Annotated in this window: 14 protein-coding genes and 1 riboswitch; of the genes, 7 read left to right on the forward strand and 7 right to left on the reverse strand. The window is 74.3% G+C overall.

Going from position 1 to position 13,664, the window contains the following annotated elements:
* The first annotated feature begins 57 nt into the window (after positions 1-57).
* Positions 58-1,998 carry a dihydroxy-acid dehydratase gene (gene ilvD / locus GPA02_RS12425; RefSeq protein ID WP_156200389.1) on the forward strand — a complete coding sequence of 647 codons (1,941 nt, stop codon included), beginning with the start codon at positions 58-60 and terminating at the stop codon, positions 1,996-1,998.
* Here the strand turns inward: ilvD and tadA are convergent.
* On the reverse strand, positions 1,933-2,385 hold the full coding sequence (gene tadA, locus GPA02_RS12430; protein WP_275689724.1) for a tRNA adenosine(34) deaminase TadA: 453 nt from the start codon (positions 2,383-2,385) through the stop codon (positions 1,933-1,935). The two genes, ilvD and tadA, sit on opposite strands and share 66 nt — an antisense overlap.
* Positions 2,386-2,550: 165 nt before the next feature.
* Between tadA and upp the strand changes: the two genes are divergently transcribed.
* Entirely contained in the window at positions 2,551-3,186 is a 636-nt protein-coding gene (gene upp / locus GPA02_RS12435; protein WP_156200390.1) for a uracil phosphoribosyltransferase, read from the forward strand.
* A gap of 40 nt (positions 3,187-3,226) precedes the next feature.
* Here the strand turns inward: upp and GPA02_RS12440 are convergent, their stop codons facing one another.
* Genes GPA02_RS12440 through GPA02_RS12450 form a run of 3 tightly spaced genes read right to left on the reverse strand, consistent with a single transcriptional unit; the run spans position 3,227 to position 5,075 of the window.
* Positions 3,227-4,453 (reverse strand): O-succinylhomoserine sulfhydrylase, encoded by a 1,227-nt coding sequence (locus GPA02_RS12440; protein WP_156200391.1) that lies wholly within the window; start codon positions 4,451-4,453, stop codon positions 3,227-3,229.
* Positions 4,450-4,860 (reverse strand): rhodanese-like domain-containing protein, encoded by a 411-nt coding sequence (locus GPA02_RS12445; protein ID WP_156200392.1) that lies wholly within the window; start codon positions 4,858-4,860, stop codon positions 4,450-4,452. The genes GPA02_RS12440 and GPA02_RS12445 overlap by 4 nt, the downstream gene beginning before the upstream one ends.
* Positions 4,857-5,075, reverse strand: a complete 219-nt coding sequence (locus tag GPA02_RS12450; protein ID WP_156200393.1) for a DUF1737 domain-containing protein — start codon at positions 5,073-5,075, stop codon at positions 4,857-4,859. Before GPA02_RS12450 ends, GPA02_RS12445 begins: the two co-directional genes overlap by 4 nt.
* A 5-nt stretch (positions 5,076-5,080) precedes the next feature.
* Positions 5,081-5,170: riboswitch (SAM riboswitch) on the reverse strand.
* A gap of 362 nt (positions 5,171-5,532) precedes the next feature.
* Here GPA02_RS12450 and GPA02_RS12455 point away from each other — a divergent pair.
* Positions 5,533-6,156, forward strand: coding sequence for a hypothetical protein (locus tag GPA02_RS12455; RefSeq protein ID WP_156200394.1), 624 nt, complete (start codon positions 5,533-5,535; stop codon positions 6,154-6,156).
* A 10-nt stretch (positions 6,157-6,166) separates the two neighbouring features.
* Here GPA02_RS12455 and GPA02_RS12460 read toward each other — a convergent pair whose 3' ends face one another.
* Positions 6,167-7,408: an MFS transporter gene (locus GPA02_RS12460; protein WP_156200395.1), complete on the reverse strand. Its 1,242-nt coding sequence runs from the start codon at positions 7,406-7,408 to the stop codon at positions 6,167-6,169.
* An 82-nt stretch (positions 7,409-7,490) separates the two neighbouring features.
* The gene (locus tag GPA02_RS12465; protein ID WP_156200396.1) at positions 7,491-8,093 is read right to left on the reverse strand and encodes a winged helix-turn-helix domain-containing protein; all 603 of its coding nucleotides are present in this window, start codon (positions 8,091-8,093) and stop codon (positions 7,491-7,493) included.
* Positions 8,094-8,166: 73 nt separating this feature from the next.
* Here GPA02_RS12465 and GPA02_RS12470 point away from each other — a divergent pair, with 73 nt between their 5' ends.
* Genes GPA02_RS12470 through GPA02_RS12485 form a run of 4 tightly spaced genes read left to right on the forward strand, consistent with a single transcriptional unit; the run spans position 8,167 to position 11,621 of the window.
* Positions 8,167-9,423 (forward strand): MFS transporter, encoded by a 1,257-nt coding sequence (locus GPA02_RS12470; RefSeq protein ID WP_162457773.1) that lies wholly within the window; start codon positions 8,167-8,169, stop codon positions 9,421-9,423.
* Between the two features lie 18 nt (positions 9,424-9,441).
* Complete coding sequence (locus GPA02_RS12475; protein WP_156200398.1) at positions 9,442-10,401, forward strand: hypothetical protein; 960 nt, start codon at positions 9,442-9,444, stop codon at positions 10,399-10,401.
* 24 nt (positions 10,402-10,425) lie between these two features.
* The gene (locus GPA02_RS12480) at positions 10,426-11,064 is read left to right on the forward strand and encodes a hypothetical protein (RefSeq protein ID WP_156200399.1); all 639 of its coding nucleotides are present in this window, start codon (positions 10,426-10,428) and stop codon (positions 11,062-11,064) included.
* Positions 11,061-11,621: a hypothetical protein gene (locus GPA02_RS12485; protein ID WP_156200400.1), complete on the forward strand. Its 561-nt coding sequence runs from the start codon at positions 11,061-11,063 to the stop codon at positions 11,619-11,621. Before GPA02_RS12480 ends, GPA02_RS12485 begins: the two co-directional genes overlap by 4 nt.
* A 487-nt stretch (positions 11,622-12,108) precedes the next feature.
* Here GPA02_RS12485 and GPA02_RS12490 read toward each other — a convergent pair whose 3' ends face one another.
* Entirely contained in the window at positions 12,109-13,626 is a 1,518-nt protein-coding gene (locus GPA02_RS12490; RefSeq protein WP_156200401.1) for a hypothetical protein, read from the reverse strand.
* Positions 13,627-13,664: the final 38 nt, after the last annotated feature.

The following is a 13,664-nucleotide window of genomic DNA, read 5'->3' on the forward strand; positions in this document are numbered from 1 at the left end:
GAGTACTACTGCCAGCGGCATCTTCCGCCGCGAGCGCGGGTGTGGCGTGATGGTCCGATGCCGGACTATCGCTCTCGCACGGTCACCCACGGTCGCAACATGGCAGGGGCGCGCGCGCTGTTCCGCGCGGCCGGCGTCGCCGGTGCCGACCTGGGCCGCAAGCCGATCATCGCCGTCGCGAACTCGTTCACCGAGTTCGTACCCGGGCACACGCACCTGGCGCCCGTGGGCCGCATCGTCTCCGACGCGATCAGCGCCGCGGGCGGCATCCCGCGCGAGTTCAACACGATCGCCGTCGACGACGGCATCGCGATGGGCCACGGCGGCATGCTCTACTCGCTGCCCAGCCGCGACCTCATCGCCGACTCGGTCGAGTACATGGTCAACGCGCACTGCGCCGACGCCCTGGTGTGCATCTCCAACTGCGACAAGATCACGCCCGGCATGCTGCTGGCCGCGCTGCGGCTGAACATCCCGACCGTGTTCGTCTCCGGCGGCCCGATGGAGTCCGGTCGCACCACCCTCACCGACGGCTCGGTGCGCACGCTCGACCTTGTCGACGCGATCTCGGAGGCCGTCAACGAGAACGTCTCCGACGCCGACATCGCCCGCATCGAGGAGGCGGCCTGCCCCACCTGCGGCTCCTGCTCGGGCATGTTCACGGCCAACTCGATGAACTGCCTCACCGAGGCGATCGGGCTGTCGCTGCCCGGCAACGGGTCGGTGCTGGCCACCCACACCGCCCGCCGCGCGCTCTACGAGAAGGCCGGCGAGCTCGTCGTCGACATCACCCGCCGCTACTACGACGGCGACGACGAGACCGTGCTGCCGCGCAGCATCGCCACGCCGGCCGCGTTCGGCAACGCGATGGCCCTCGACATCGCGATGGGCGGCTCGACCAACACGATCCTGCACCTGCTGGCCGCGGCCCACGAGGCCGGCGTCGCGTTCGGCCTGGACGAGATCGACGCGATCTCGCGCCGTGTGCCGTGCCTGGCGAAGGTGGCGCCGAACGTCGCGGGCGACCGCACCTACTACATGGAGGACGTGCACCGCGCCGGCGGCATCCCGGCGCTGCTGGGCGAGCTGCGCCGCGGCGGCCTCCTCGACGAGGACGTGCACACGATCCACAGCACCACCCTCGGCGCGTGGCTCGACGACTGGGACGTGCGCGGCGGCAAGGCCACCGACGAGGCGATCGAGCTGTGGCACGCCGCCCCGGGCGGGCAGCGCTCCTCGACGGCGTTCTCGCAGTCGGCCCGCTGGACCGACCTCGACACCGACGCCGCCGCCGGCTGCATCCGCGACGTCGCGCACGCCTACTCCGCCGACGGCGGCCTCGCGGTGCTGCGCGGCAACCTCGCGGTCGACGGCGCCGTCGTCAAGACCGCGGGCGTCGACCCCTCGATCTGGACCTTCTCCGGCCCGGCCGTCGTGTGCGAGTCGCAGGACGAGGCGGTGCAGAAGATCCTCGCCAAGGAGGTGCGGGAGGGCGACGTCGTCGTCATCCGCTACGAGGGTCCCAAGGGCGGCCCGGGCATGCAGGAGATGCTCTACCCGACGTCGTTCCTCAAGGGTCGCGGGCTCGGCAAGGTGTGCGCGCTGGTCACCGACGGCCGGTTCTCCGGCGGCACCTCCGGGCTGTCGATCGGGCACGTCTCGCCCGAGGCGGCCGCCGGCGGCGTGATCGCCCTCGCCGAGGACGGCGACATCGTCTCGATCGACATCCCCACCCGGTCGATCTCGCTCGACGTGCCCGAGGCCGAGCTGGAGCGCCGGCGCGCGGCGCTGGAGGCCGGCGGCGGCTACCGGCCGCGGGACCGGGTGCGCCCGGTGTCGGCGGCGCTGCGCGCCTACGCGGCGTTCGCGCAGTCGGCCGACAAGGGCGCCGTCCGGGTCGTGCCCGAGGAGGCGCCGGTCACGCGGGCCGCGTCAGCGCCGGCGGGCGGCGAAGAAGTCCTTGAGGAGTCGACCGCACTCGTCGGCTCGGACGCCTGAGGTCACGGCGGGTCGGTGGTTGAGCCGCGGGTCGGCGACGACGTCGAGCACCGACCCGCACGCCCCGGCCTTGGGGTCCCACGCCCCGAAGACGACACGGTCCACGCGTGAGAGCACGATCGCGCCCGCGCACATCGTGCACGGCTCGAGCGTGACGACGAGCGTGCAGCCGCCGAGGTGCCAGCGCCCGCGCGCCCGGCCGGCCTCGCGCAGCGCGAGCAGCTCGGCGTGCGCGGTCGGGTCGCCGTCGACCTCGCGGCGGTTGTGGGTCGCGACGACGACGGCGCCGGTCTCGTCGAGCAGCACCGCGCCGATCGGGACGTCGCCCACCTCGGGAGCCAGCCGCGCCTGCGCGAGCGCCAGGCCCATGGCCTCCTCGTCGTCCACGGGGCCAGTCTGCCCGACCTGCCGGGATCGCCCGGCCGACCCGCGACCACGGCGGGGAGCGGCAGGAGGCGGCGTCGCGGCGCCGGGCGGCGCACCACCGCGGCGCGGGACGACCTCGCGCCGAGCTGAGCGTGCGTGCGGGGCGAGCGGGATATCGTGCGGGCCATGCACCTCCACGTGGCCGACCACCCGCTCGTCTCGCACAAGCTCACGCTGCTCCGCGACGAGCGCACGTCGTCGCCGGTGTTCCGGCAGCTCACCGAGGAGCTGGTCACGCTGCTCACCTACGAGGCCACCCGTGGGCTGAAGACCGAGCCGGTCGAGATCACCACCCCGGTGACGTCGATGACCGGGGTGCGGCTGGCGGAGCCGCGTGCGATGGTCGTCCCGATCCTGCGTGCGGGGCTCGGCATGCTCGAGGGCATCACGAGGCTGCTGCCGACGGCGGAGGTCGGCTTCCTCGGGCTGGTCCGCGACGAGGAGACCCTCGAGGCGGTCACCTACGCCAACCGTCTCCCCGAGGACCTCTCGGGCCGCCAGTGCTACGTCGTCGACCCGATGCTCGCGACCGGCGGCACGCTGATCGCGGCGATCAACTACCTGCTGGAGCGGGGCGCGCACGACGTCACCTGCATCTGCCTGCTCGCCGCGCCCGAGGGGCTGTCAGCCGTCGAGCAGGCGATCGGCGACCAGGCGAACGTCACCGTCGTGGTCGCCGCGGTCGACGAGCGCCTCAACGAGAAGGGCTACATCGTCCCCGGCCTCGGCGACGCCGGCGACCGTCTCTTCGGCGTCGTCTGACCGGTTTCAACCCACTCCTGGGAAGAAAGGGGGTTGAGAGCTAGAGGGTGGCGAGGGCCTGGGCGAGGTCGGCGCGCAGGTCGTCGACGTCCTCCAGCCCGACCGAGAGCCGGATCGTCGACTCGGCGATGCCGCACGCGGCGCGGCCCTCGGGGCCGAGCTTGCGGTGCGTCGTCGTCGCGGGGTGCGTGACGAGCGACTTCGCGTCGCCGAGGTTGTTGGAGATGTCGACGACGCGCAGCGCGTCGAGGAAGCCGAAGGTGCGCTTCTTGAGCGCGTCGTCGGCGAGACCGCCGTCGTCGAGGTCGAACGTGACGACCGTGCCGCCGCCCTTCATCTGCGCCGTCGCGAGCGCGTGCTGGGGGTGGGACTCCAGGAACGGGTAGTGCACCCGGGCCACCGCGGGCTGCTCCTCGAGCCAGCGCGCGAGGTCGAGCGCGGCCGCGGTCTGCGCGCGCACCCGCACGGCGAGCGTCTCCAGGCCCTTGAGCAGCACCCAGGCGTTGAACGCCGACAGGCTGGGACCGGTGTTGCGCAGCATCGTCTGCACCGGCCCGTAGACGTAGTCCGCCGGCCCGAGGATCGCGCCGCCGAGGACGCGACCCTGGCCGTCGATGTGCTTGGTCGCCGAGTACACGACGACGTCGACGCCCAGCTCCAGCGGCCGCTGCAGCACCGGGGTCGCGAACACGTTGTCGAGGATGACCAGCGCGCCCGCGCGGTGCGCCAGCTCGGTGACCGCGGCGACGTCGACGATCTGCTGCATCGGGTTCGACGGCGTCTCGAGGATGACGACGTCGGCCGGCTCGGCGAGCGCCCGCTCCCACCCGGCGACGTCGACCGGGTCGACGTAGTCGGTGCGCACGCCCCACTTGCCGAGGATGTCGTTGAGCACCACGAACGTGGACCCGAACAGCGCCCGGCTGGCCACGACGCGGCTGCCCTGCTCGACGACCGCGGCCAGCGCGGTGAACACCGCCGCCATCCCGGTCGCGGTGGCGTAGCAGGCCTCGGCGCCCTCGAGCAGCCGCAGCCGCTCCTCGAACGCGTTGACGGTCGGGTTGCCGTACCGGCTGTAGGTGAAGCGGTCGATCTCCTCGGCGAACGCGGCCTCGGCGTCGGCCGCGCGCGGGTAGGAGTAGCCCTGGGTGAGGAAGATCGGCTCGGCGATCTCCTCGAACCCGGTCCGCTCGAAGCCGCCGCGCACGGCGAGCGTGCCGGGCCCCAGCCCCTCGGGCAGCCCGGAGCGCGGGACCGGGCGGCTCACTGCTGCCGCCAGGGCAGACCGTCGGCGCGCCAGCCCCGGGCGCCGCGGTGACCCTCGGCGTCGAGCGGCCCCTCGAAGCCGTCGGTCACGTTGTAGGCCGGCCCCAGACCGGCCGCGGTCAGCGCGTGCGCGGCCGCCGCGGAGCGGTGCCCGCTGCGGCACAGCAGCACGACCGGGGTGCCCGGGTCGACCTGCTCGCTCACCGCCTGCACGAACGCGCCCGGGTCCGGGCCGGCGCCGAGCGTGCTCCACTCGGCCAGCACGGCGCGCTTGCCGATCGGCGACAGGTCCGGCACCCCGACGAACACCCACTCCGCCTGCGTGCGCACGTCCACGAGCACCGCGTCGGCGTCGCTGCTCAGCAGCTCCCAGGCCTGCGTGGGCGTGAGGTCCCCGGCGTAGCTCACGCGTCCACCCCCGTCGGCAGCACGACGGCCTGCGCCACGATCGCGCGCTCGCCGTCGAAGGTGATCGCGGGCGAGCCGTGCAGCACGTAGCCGTCGTCGAGCGCCTCGCTGACGCGTCGGCAGAACTCGGCGTCGTCGGGCCCGGTCAGCAGCCGGTACCGCTTGCGCGCGGGCGGGTCGCCGGCGCGCGGGGTCGGGGTCGCCGGTGCGCTCATCGATTCCTCCATCGGTCCTGGCGTTAGCACCGTGCCCTCGCAGGTGGTTGCTGCAGCGTCGTCGAGCCAGATCTCTCGGCTGCTCTGGATGGTGTTCGTCCGCGAGGATAGCGCCCGCCCGACGGCGTCCCTCACCTCCGCGCCCGGCCGTCCACTCCTCGGTCGCCCGGCCGGCCGCAGGGGCGCACCCGCGTGCAACACGGCGACGCCCTGCGACACAGGGCGGGTATCGGGTCCGGCACCGGGAGGAGCGCGCGCCGTCCGCGGCCGTGACGGCCCTGCCATCCCGAACCGCACGGGCGACCAGGGGGTGCGCGTCGGTGCCGGACCCGGGCCAGGCCCACCCCGCCGCGACGGTCGATCGCGCGGCGGGGACGGGGCCGGCCGCACCAGGTGTGATCACCCGCACGCCGCGTGCCGCGCGGACACGCCTGGCGCACCCCACCAGAATGGCCGGGTGCGCCACCTCCGTCTCGGCCTCGTCCTCGCCACCGCTGCCCTGCTCGCCGCCGGCTGCACCGACCCGTCACCGGAGGTCGAGCAGCCCACCTCGGCGCAGCCGAGCGAGGAGTCGACCGGCACGGCCACCGAGGATGCCTCGAGCGAGGCCGACGAGACGCCGTCGGCGACCGGCGCGCCGGAGCCGCCGGTGTTCGGCACGCTCGTCGGCATGCCCGGAGCGCCCGCCAGCGCGTGCGTGGCCGAGGCGCTGGGTGCGCCGCTGACGTTCAGCACGGTGCTCACCGCCGCCGACGCGATCGTCCTCGACGCGCTGACGCTGGAGACGACGCCGGCGGACGCGGAGCCGGAGGTGCTCGACGCCTGGGTGCTGCCGTTCGAGGGCGGACCGGCCGGCGTCGGCGTGGGCGAGTTCCCGCCCGCCGACCCGCACGCCGCCCGCCAGGACGCCGCCGGCTACGAGCTCGCCGCGGGCGCGTCGGTGACGGTCGGCGTCGGCGTCACCGCGACCGAGCCGACCACGATGACGCTGGTGCTGACCTACCACGGCGGCGACGACGTCGAGCGGACGCTGACCTCCCAGCACGAGCTCGCCGTCGCCGAGACCTGCTCGCCGGGCTGAACGGCCCCCGCTAGCTCTCGGCGGGCAGCGGGTCGTCGTCGTGGGCGATGTGGCGCAGCTGCCGCCAGATCACGACGACGAACACCGCCGAGCCGACGGCGGCGAACCAGAACGGGGTCGCGACGTCGTAGCGCTCCGCGAGCGCACCGCCCAGCGCCGACCCCACGACCAGCCCGCCGAAGACACCGAGCGAGTTCACGCCGGTGACACGGCCCTGCAGCTCGGGAGGTACGGCCCGGTGCCGGATCGTGACCGACGTCGTGCCCCACACGAACGCGTGGGCGCCGAACACGACGAAGATCACCATCGCGACCCACGGCGTGTGCGTGAGGGCCAGCGCAGCGTGCGTGAGCGTCTCGATGATCAGGCCGATCCGCATGAGGTTGCCGAGCGTGACCTTGGTCGTCAGCCAGCCGTAGCAGGCGGTGCCCAGCAGCCCGCCGACGGCGTTCATCGTCGTGATGAGACCGAATCCGATCTCGTCGAGCCCGAGCTGCCGCTGGGCGTAGAGGACCAGCACCGACCAGGCGGCCCCGAACGTGATGTTGAAGATGAAGATCGTCAGCACCAGCGTCCGCACCGCGGGGTGCCGGGCCGCCCAGCGCAGCCCCTCGGCGAGGTCGTGGCGCACGTGCCGCCGCTCGGCGGGCCGCTCGACGGGAGGCAGCCGCACCTTGGCGAGCAGCGCCAGCGCGCCGAGCAGCAGCACGATCTGCGTCGCGTAGGGGACGACGTGCGCGGCCGCGAACAGCGCGGCGCCGATCGGTGGCCCGGCGAGCTGGTTGAGCGTGACGAAGCCCGCCATCACGCGGGAGTTGGCGACGGCGAGGTCCTGCCGCCGGACGAGCATCGGCACCAGCGTGGCCGAGGTGTTGTCGACGAACACCTCGGCGCAGCCGAGCAGGAACAGCACCGCGAGCACGACGACGATCGACACCGCGCCGGTGAGGATCGCGGTCGCGAGGACGACGAGCACGACGACGCGGACGAGGTTGCCGGCGAGCATGACGTGCCAGCGGCTCACCCGGTCCGAGACGACCCCGGCGAGGAGCGAGAACAGCAGCGGCGGCAGCCACTGCAACGTGGCGGCCAGCGCGACGAGCCGCGCGTCGTCGGTCAACGACGCGACGAGCAGCGGGCCGGCGGCCATGACGATGCCGTCGCCCAGGTTGCTCACCCATGACGACGACGCCAGCCACCGGAACGGGCGACCCAGCCGCTCCGGCAGCACACGCTCGACGACGCTGGTCACGAGGGACAGACCGTCGGCGAGCCGGGGCAGCGGGCCCAGCGCTGTCCACCGGGCCCGGACGGCGCGGACCCGCCCTGCGTCATCACGACGCGTCGTCGTCGACGTGCGGCAGCGGGAGGATGTCGAGATAGATCCGCACCCGGCGCACACCCTCGCGCTCGCCGCGTTCCTTGGCGCGGGTGTGGTGCTCGTGCAGGACGGCGACGAGGTCCTCCTGCAGCGCGAGGAGCTCCTCGGCGGTCATCCACGCGGTCGTGGTGTCGTTGAGCGACGCCTTCACCCACTCCTGCGGCTCCTCCCGCGACGCCTGCAGCCACCGGACCTTGTCGCGCGCGTGCTGCTCGACCTGGGTCCGCAGCAGCAGCTCCACCTGCGCCGACGTCGCGGGGTTCTTCGCGAGCTCCACCCCCTCGAGGCTGTAGCCCACGGCCTTCCACCACCGTTCGCGGGCCGTGCCGCGCCCCTCGTCCTCGACGACGAAGCCGTGCCGCTCCAGCTGGCGCAGGTGGTAGCTGGTCTGGCCGGTGGACTCCCCCAGCTCGGCGGCGAGGGTCGTCGCGGTCGCGCTGCCGCGCTGCGAGAGCAGGTCGTACATCGCCATCCGCAGCGGGTGCGCGAACGCCTTCATCGCCTCGGGCCCGATCGGGCGCGCGCGGTGCTCGGACGGGGTCTTGCGGTCGGCCATGTTGCAGAGATACCTTTGCAGAGTTGTCTTTGCAGAACTTTCTCTACCTCAGCGTATCCGAGAAGGAGCCGTCATGGCCGCCACCGCACCTGACACCACCGCCGAGCCGCGCACGCCGCTCGGTCGCCCGTTCGCCGTCCACCTGACCGGCGCCGGCCTCGCCAACCTCGCCGACGGCATCATGGCCGCCGGTGTCCCGCTGCTCGCCGTCACGCTGACCCGCTCCCCCGTCGAGATCTCGATGCTGCAGGTGGCGATCTGGCTGCCGTGGCTCGTGCTCGGGCTGCTGGCCGGCGTCCTCGTCGACCGTGTCGACCGCCGACACGTGCAGCTCGTCGCCATGGGCGTCCGCAGGCTGCTGCTGGTGGCGCTCACCGTGCTCGCCGTCGGCGGTCACCTCTCGATCTGGCTGCTCGTGGGCTTCGCCCTCTGCTACGGCGTCACCGAGGTGTTCGTCGACCTCGCGGCCTCGGCGATGGTGCCGGCGCTCGTCCCGGTCGAGCGGCGGTCCGCGGCCAACGGGCGCGTGCTCGCCGCGCAGCAGGTGGGCAACGCCTTCCTCGGTGCGCCGATCGGCGGCGCGCTGCTCGTCGTCGGCGCCGGCTGGGTGGTCGGCGTGCCGGCCGCGCTGTGCATCGGGTTCGTCCTGCTCGTCGGGCTCGGTCTGCGGCGCTCCTTCGCCGTCGAGCGCTCCGCACCCGAGTCGGTGCGGGCCGACCTCGTCGACGGCCTCCGTCACCTCTGGCGCCACCCCGTGCTGCGCCCCAACCTGGTCGCGGGCGGGGTCATGAACCTCGCGAACACCGGCTACTTCGCCGTCTTCGTGCTGTTCGTCGTGGGACCGGGCTCGGCGGTCGGGCTGCAGCCCGAGCACTACCCGCTGCTGGCGACCTCGCTGCCCGTCGGGGCGCTGCTCGGCTCGCTGCTCACCGAGCGGCTCGCCGGCCGGCTGCGCGAGGTCCCGCTCATGTACGTCTCGTGGGCCATCAACTCGGCGATGCTGCTCGTACCGGTCCTCAGCCCCACGCCCGCGGCGATCGTCGCCGCGTTCTTCGTGCTCGGGTTCACGAACACCGTCGGCAACGTCGTCTCCCAGACGATCCGTCAGCGCCTCGTCCCGTCCCGGCTGCTGGGTCGCGTGGGCGGCGCCGGCCGCACGCTCGCCTACGGGCTGATGCCCGTCGGCGCGCTGCTCGGCGGCGTCGTCGGCGAGACCGTCGGGCTGGTCCCGGTGTTCGTCGGGGCGGCGGTGCTGTGCCTCGCGGTCGTCGGCTGGGTCGCGACGCAGGTGAACCAGGCGATGGTCGACGCGCTGGAGACGCCCGCCTGAGCCGGTAGCGTCGCCGGCATGGAGTGGACGGCGGACGTCGCCGCGGGCGCCTGGCTCGCCGACCGGCTCGACGACCCCTGGTCCGGGACCGTCCACGACGTCGTGCCGCGCGGCTTCGCCGCCTACGCGCGCGTGCTGCACCCGGCGAGCCGGGACCGCCCAGTCGGGCGTCCCTGGCCGCCGCTGCCCTACGCGACGCACCGGGCCGCGTGGGAGGCGTTCGAGGCCTCCGACCCGCGGATCGAGGAGGAGCGCGTCGGGTGGGCCGACGTCGCCGCCGCGTTCGGCACCCGGCTGCACCCGACCTCCGCGTGGCAGGACCTCGTGGCCCCGGGCGTCGTCGTCCCGGGGGAGGACGGCCCGCGCGACGCCGACGGCTGGCGCTACCAGGAACCCCCGCTCGGGGAGCTGGAGGCGCCGACGCTCGCCGCGCTCGCGCGGCGGCTCGTCGAGCACACGTCGACGCCCGACGACGGCCACCTCGCCGTCTGGGAGGGGTGGGGCGGGCTGCTCGGCCACACCGGACCGACGCCGTCGCGCGCGTTCCTGCAGGCCGGCGACGACGTCCGGCACCGGCGGCTGCTGTCGAACCTCGTGCCCGAGCGCTTCCGCAGCCCGTGGGCCAGGGACCGCTGGCAGCCGGGCATCCTGCCCGACGAGGTCTCGCGCGGGCCGCGGCTGGAGCTGCCGCACCGCGGTCACGTGCTGTTCGCCGCCGGTGTCGCGGAGCTGACGTCGCCGGACTGGGTGCTGCGCGCGCCGTGGCGTGACCGCGAGGCCGAGACGCACGGCTTCCCGCCGGCCGCGCTCTCCCCCAGCCTGGTGTGGCCGCGCGACCGCGCGTGGGTGCTCGTCAGCGAGGTCGACTGGGACTCGACGGTCGTCGGCGGCAGCGCCGAGCTGGTCGCCGCCCTGGTCGCCGACCCCGAGGTCGAGGCGCTGCCGCTGCCCGCCGACGCGCGGCTCACCGGGGACTGACGCCCGGCTGGTTACGCTGACCCGGTGACCGAGGCAGGGGCGATCACGGCGAGGACGGCCGTCGTGGCGATGCTCGCGACCTGGCCTAGGCGGGTCGCGCTCGCTCTCCTGCTGCTGCTGCCGGTCGTGGTCGCGGCGCTGGGCGGGTTCCGGCCCGGCGAGCCGACGACGCGCACGGTCGAGGCCGGCGTGCCCACCGACACCGGCGCCTACCTGGTCGTGCCGCACGGCTACTTCGTGTCCGACCGGGTCGACGCCTACGGCCTCGAGGACGGCGAGCAGTGGGTGGGTGTCGTCGTCGAGCTGACCAACCAGGGCGACGAGCCGATCTACCTGACGTTCAACGACGAGACCTTCCGGCTGCCCGACGGGGTCGTCGCGTCCGACCTGGCGAGCGCGCAGGAGGCGATCCGGCTCGACACCGGCACGAACCTCGGCGAGGTCCAGCCCGGGCTGCGCTACGAGGTCGCGCTGCTGTGGCGCACGGCCGTGCTCGCCGACCCGCCGCCGGAGCTCACGTTGTCGATGACGCGCACCATCTACCGGGAGTGGAGCATCGAGGCCGGCTACTACACGTGGCGAGCCACCGAGGACGCCTACGAGGTGGCGCTGCCGCTCGTCGAGCCGCCGGAGATCATCCTCGAGGACGAGGAGGACCTGTGACGCGTGCACGATGGGCCGTGGCGACGATGGCGGTCGCGGCGCTGGGCGTCGGCGGGCTGGCCAACGTCGTCGACGACCGCTACCTGGCGAGCGGCTGGCACACGACCGTGCACGGCGTCGAGGGGGAGGACGTCGTCGGCGGCACCTTTCAGGTGCACGTGCACGGCGCGACCGCGGCCCAGGCGCTGGCCGACGACGAGCCGGTGCCGAGCGCAGGGTGGTACGTCGTCGTCGACCTCTCCTACGCGACCACCGACGAGTGGTCGACGCCGGAGGAGGTCGTGCTGGTCGACCGTGACGGCCGCGAGTTCACGCACCCGGGCGGCTTCGGGTCCACGGGTGCCCCGTGGCTGGCCGGGCCCGACATCTGGTTCAGGGGCACGCTGCTGTTCGAGGTCCCGGAGGACGCGCTGGAGTCGTTGAGCCTCGTGGTGCGGGGCGAGCGCCCCCGCCCGATCCTGCCGGGCACGGTCGCGCGCGTGCCGCTGACCGTCACCACCACCGCCGAGCCGCTGGTCGTCGAGCGCGGCTCCCTGCTGCCGAGGCGCGAGCGATGAGCGGGCAGGCACCGGACCCGTACGACGACCGCGCCCAGGTCGCCCGGGACGAGGCGACGGCGGAGCCGTCGCCCGCCCTCGTGCGCGCTGCCGGCCCGGCCGACGACGGCGCGCTCGCGCCCGAGCGGTCGCGGGTGACGACGGTGGTCGCGGCCGTCGCGCTCGTGCTCGGTCTCGGCGCGTGGGGCTGGTTCGCGACCGAGGATGCCCGCGACGGCTGGTGGGCGCTCGGCGAGCACGTGGCGATCACGCCCGACGACGACGGCTGGGTGGAGGTCGCGCCCGTGCGGCTGCGGCTCGTCGGCGCCGAGGCGGACGTCCGCACCGGGCCCGGGACGGCACCGCCGGCGGGGTTCAGCTACCTGGAGCTGACGTTCGAGGTGACGTCGGAGGAGACCGAGGCGTACCGCAGCTGCGAGGTCGAGGTGCTCGACGAGCAGGGCAGGTTGTTCCTCGCCGGTCGCGAGGTGCCCGGGCTCGGCGACGACTACGTGTCGGAGCTCATGTGCGGGACGTCCGACCCGGAGGACGACCCGGTGCCGTCGACCCAGGCGACGCTCGTGCTCGTGCCCGACGACGCCGTGCCGGTCTCGGTGCGGGTCGACTCCCGGGACTTCCCGCCCGCGTCGTTCGTCGAGCTGCCGCTGCCCTGACGGCGCCGCCGCGCAGCCGTGCGCAGCTGCCCGACGGCCCCGAGCCGGGTGAGCAGCCGGTCGGCGAACACCGCGGTCAGCGCCACCGTCAGCACGGTCGTGAGCATCTCGGAGAGGTCGGTGAGCGGCCGGTACCAGGCCACCCAGACCAGCTCCGAGCGGTACCCCAGGACGGCGCGCGCCAACCACCACACGAGCACGTCGAGCTGGGCGACGAGCGTGACGAGCACGCAGTACGCGAGCACGGGCGCGAAGGCCGACCGCAGCACCAGCCCGGCACCGCCCGCCAGCGCGCCGAACCGGGAGCCGGGGTCCGCCAGCCGGTCCCACGCCGCCAGCAGCGGGGCGTCGCCGACCCGTCCGGTCAGCGAGCGCCAGCGGCCGCGGTGCACGGCGCGCAGCACGGTCTCGTGAGGGACGGCGTCGGCGACCTGGATGCCGTAGACGATGACGGCGATCGTCAGGATCGACAGCGGCACCACCAGCCCGGTGACCGCGGCGTCGGTGACGAACGGCAGTGCCACCGTGACCCAGTCGCCGACCGCTCCGAGGGACGGGAGGTGGTCGGAGACGTCGGCCCACGCGGCGAAGATCCGCTGCGCGATCACGCGTGTCGACCACCACGCCTCGACGTTGCCCAGGGCGGCGGTCACCACCCAGGCGCCGAGGAGCACCCAGACCGCCTCGGCGTAGCCGACGAGGACCTGCAGCGCACCGCGCCGGGGGTCGTCGGGGTCCGACCACCGCCGGTGCACGAGCCGGCCTCCCACCGACCGCACCAGCAGCGCCGCGAGCACGATCGAGAGCACCAGGAACGAGCCGATCTGCGGCAGCCGCTGCGACTCGACGTCGGCGGCGATGTCCTCGAGCACGCCCGCGCGGCTGTAGGCGACGAGGTCGGCGCGCAGGTCGCCGCGGCTCTCGTAGACGACGAGGAACGGCACCAGGACGCTGCCGACCGCAGCGACGACGCCCCACAGGTCGGAGCGGCGAGCCTCGCGCGTGCGCAGCACCAGCAACATCCCGACGAGCGCGACGACGGCGCTGAGCGGCACCAGCGCGAGCGCGAGGAACCCGGGCACAGCGCCGGCGCGCCCGGCGACGACCGCCAGCCGGGCCAGCAGCTCGTGCGCCACGACGCTGACGACGGCGATCGCCAGCAGCGGCAGCCAGTGCTCGCGCAGCACGGCGCCGGTGCGGCGCACCAGGTCGAGGGTCTCGCGCAGCCCGAAGGGGTCCGGGCGCCGCGCCTGCGGCGCGTCGCGCTCGACGGCACCGGGCGGCGCGACCGCGGTCGTGGCGTCCCCGACGACGGGCTGCGCGCCCTGCTCGTCGCCCCCGCCGCCGGTCATCGCCGTCACTGTAGCGAGCGGCGGCCCGCGGTCGCGGC

Source organism: Actinotalea caeni, assembly GCF_009733795.1.
Lineage (GTDB): Bacteria > Actinomycetota > Actinomycetes > Actinomycetales > Beutenbergiaceae > Pseudactinotalea > Pseudactinotalea caeni.

Coding starts and splice junctions, on each gene's coding strand:
- ilvD (WP_156200389.1), top strand. CDS start 58: ATGCCGGACTATCGCTCTCGCACGGTCACCCACGGTCGCAACATGGCA.
- upp (WP_156200390.1), top strand. CDS start 2,551: ATGCACCTCCACGTGGCCGACCACCCGCTCGTCTCGCACAAGCTCACG.
- GPA02_RS12450 (WP_156200393.1), bottom strand. CDS start 5,075: ATGAGCGCACCGGCGACCCCGACCCCGCGCGCCGGCGACCCGCCCGCG.
- GPA02_RS12465 (WP_156200396.1), bottom strand. CDS start 8,093: ATGGCCGACCGCAAGACCCCGTCCGAGCACCGCGCGCGCCCGATCGGG.
- GPA02_RS12470 (WP_162457773.1), top strand. CDS start 8,167: ATGGCCGCCACCGCACCTGACACCACCGCCGAGCCGCGCACGCCGCTC.
- GPA02_RS12475 (WP_156200398.1), top strand. CDS start 9,442: ATGGAGTGGACGGCGGACGTCGCCGCGGGCGCCTGGCTCGCCGACCGG.
- GPA02_RS12490 (WP_156200401.1), bottom strand. CDS start 13,626: ATGACCGGCGGCGGGGGCGACGAGCAGGGCGCGCAGCCCGTCGTCGGG.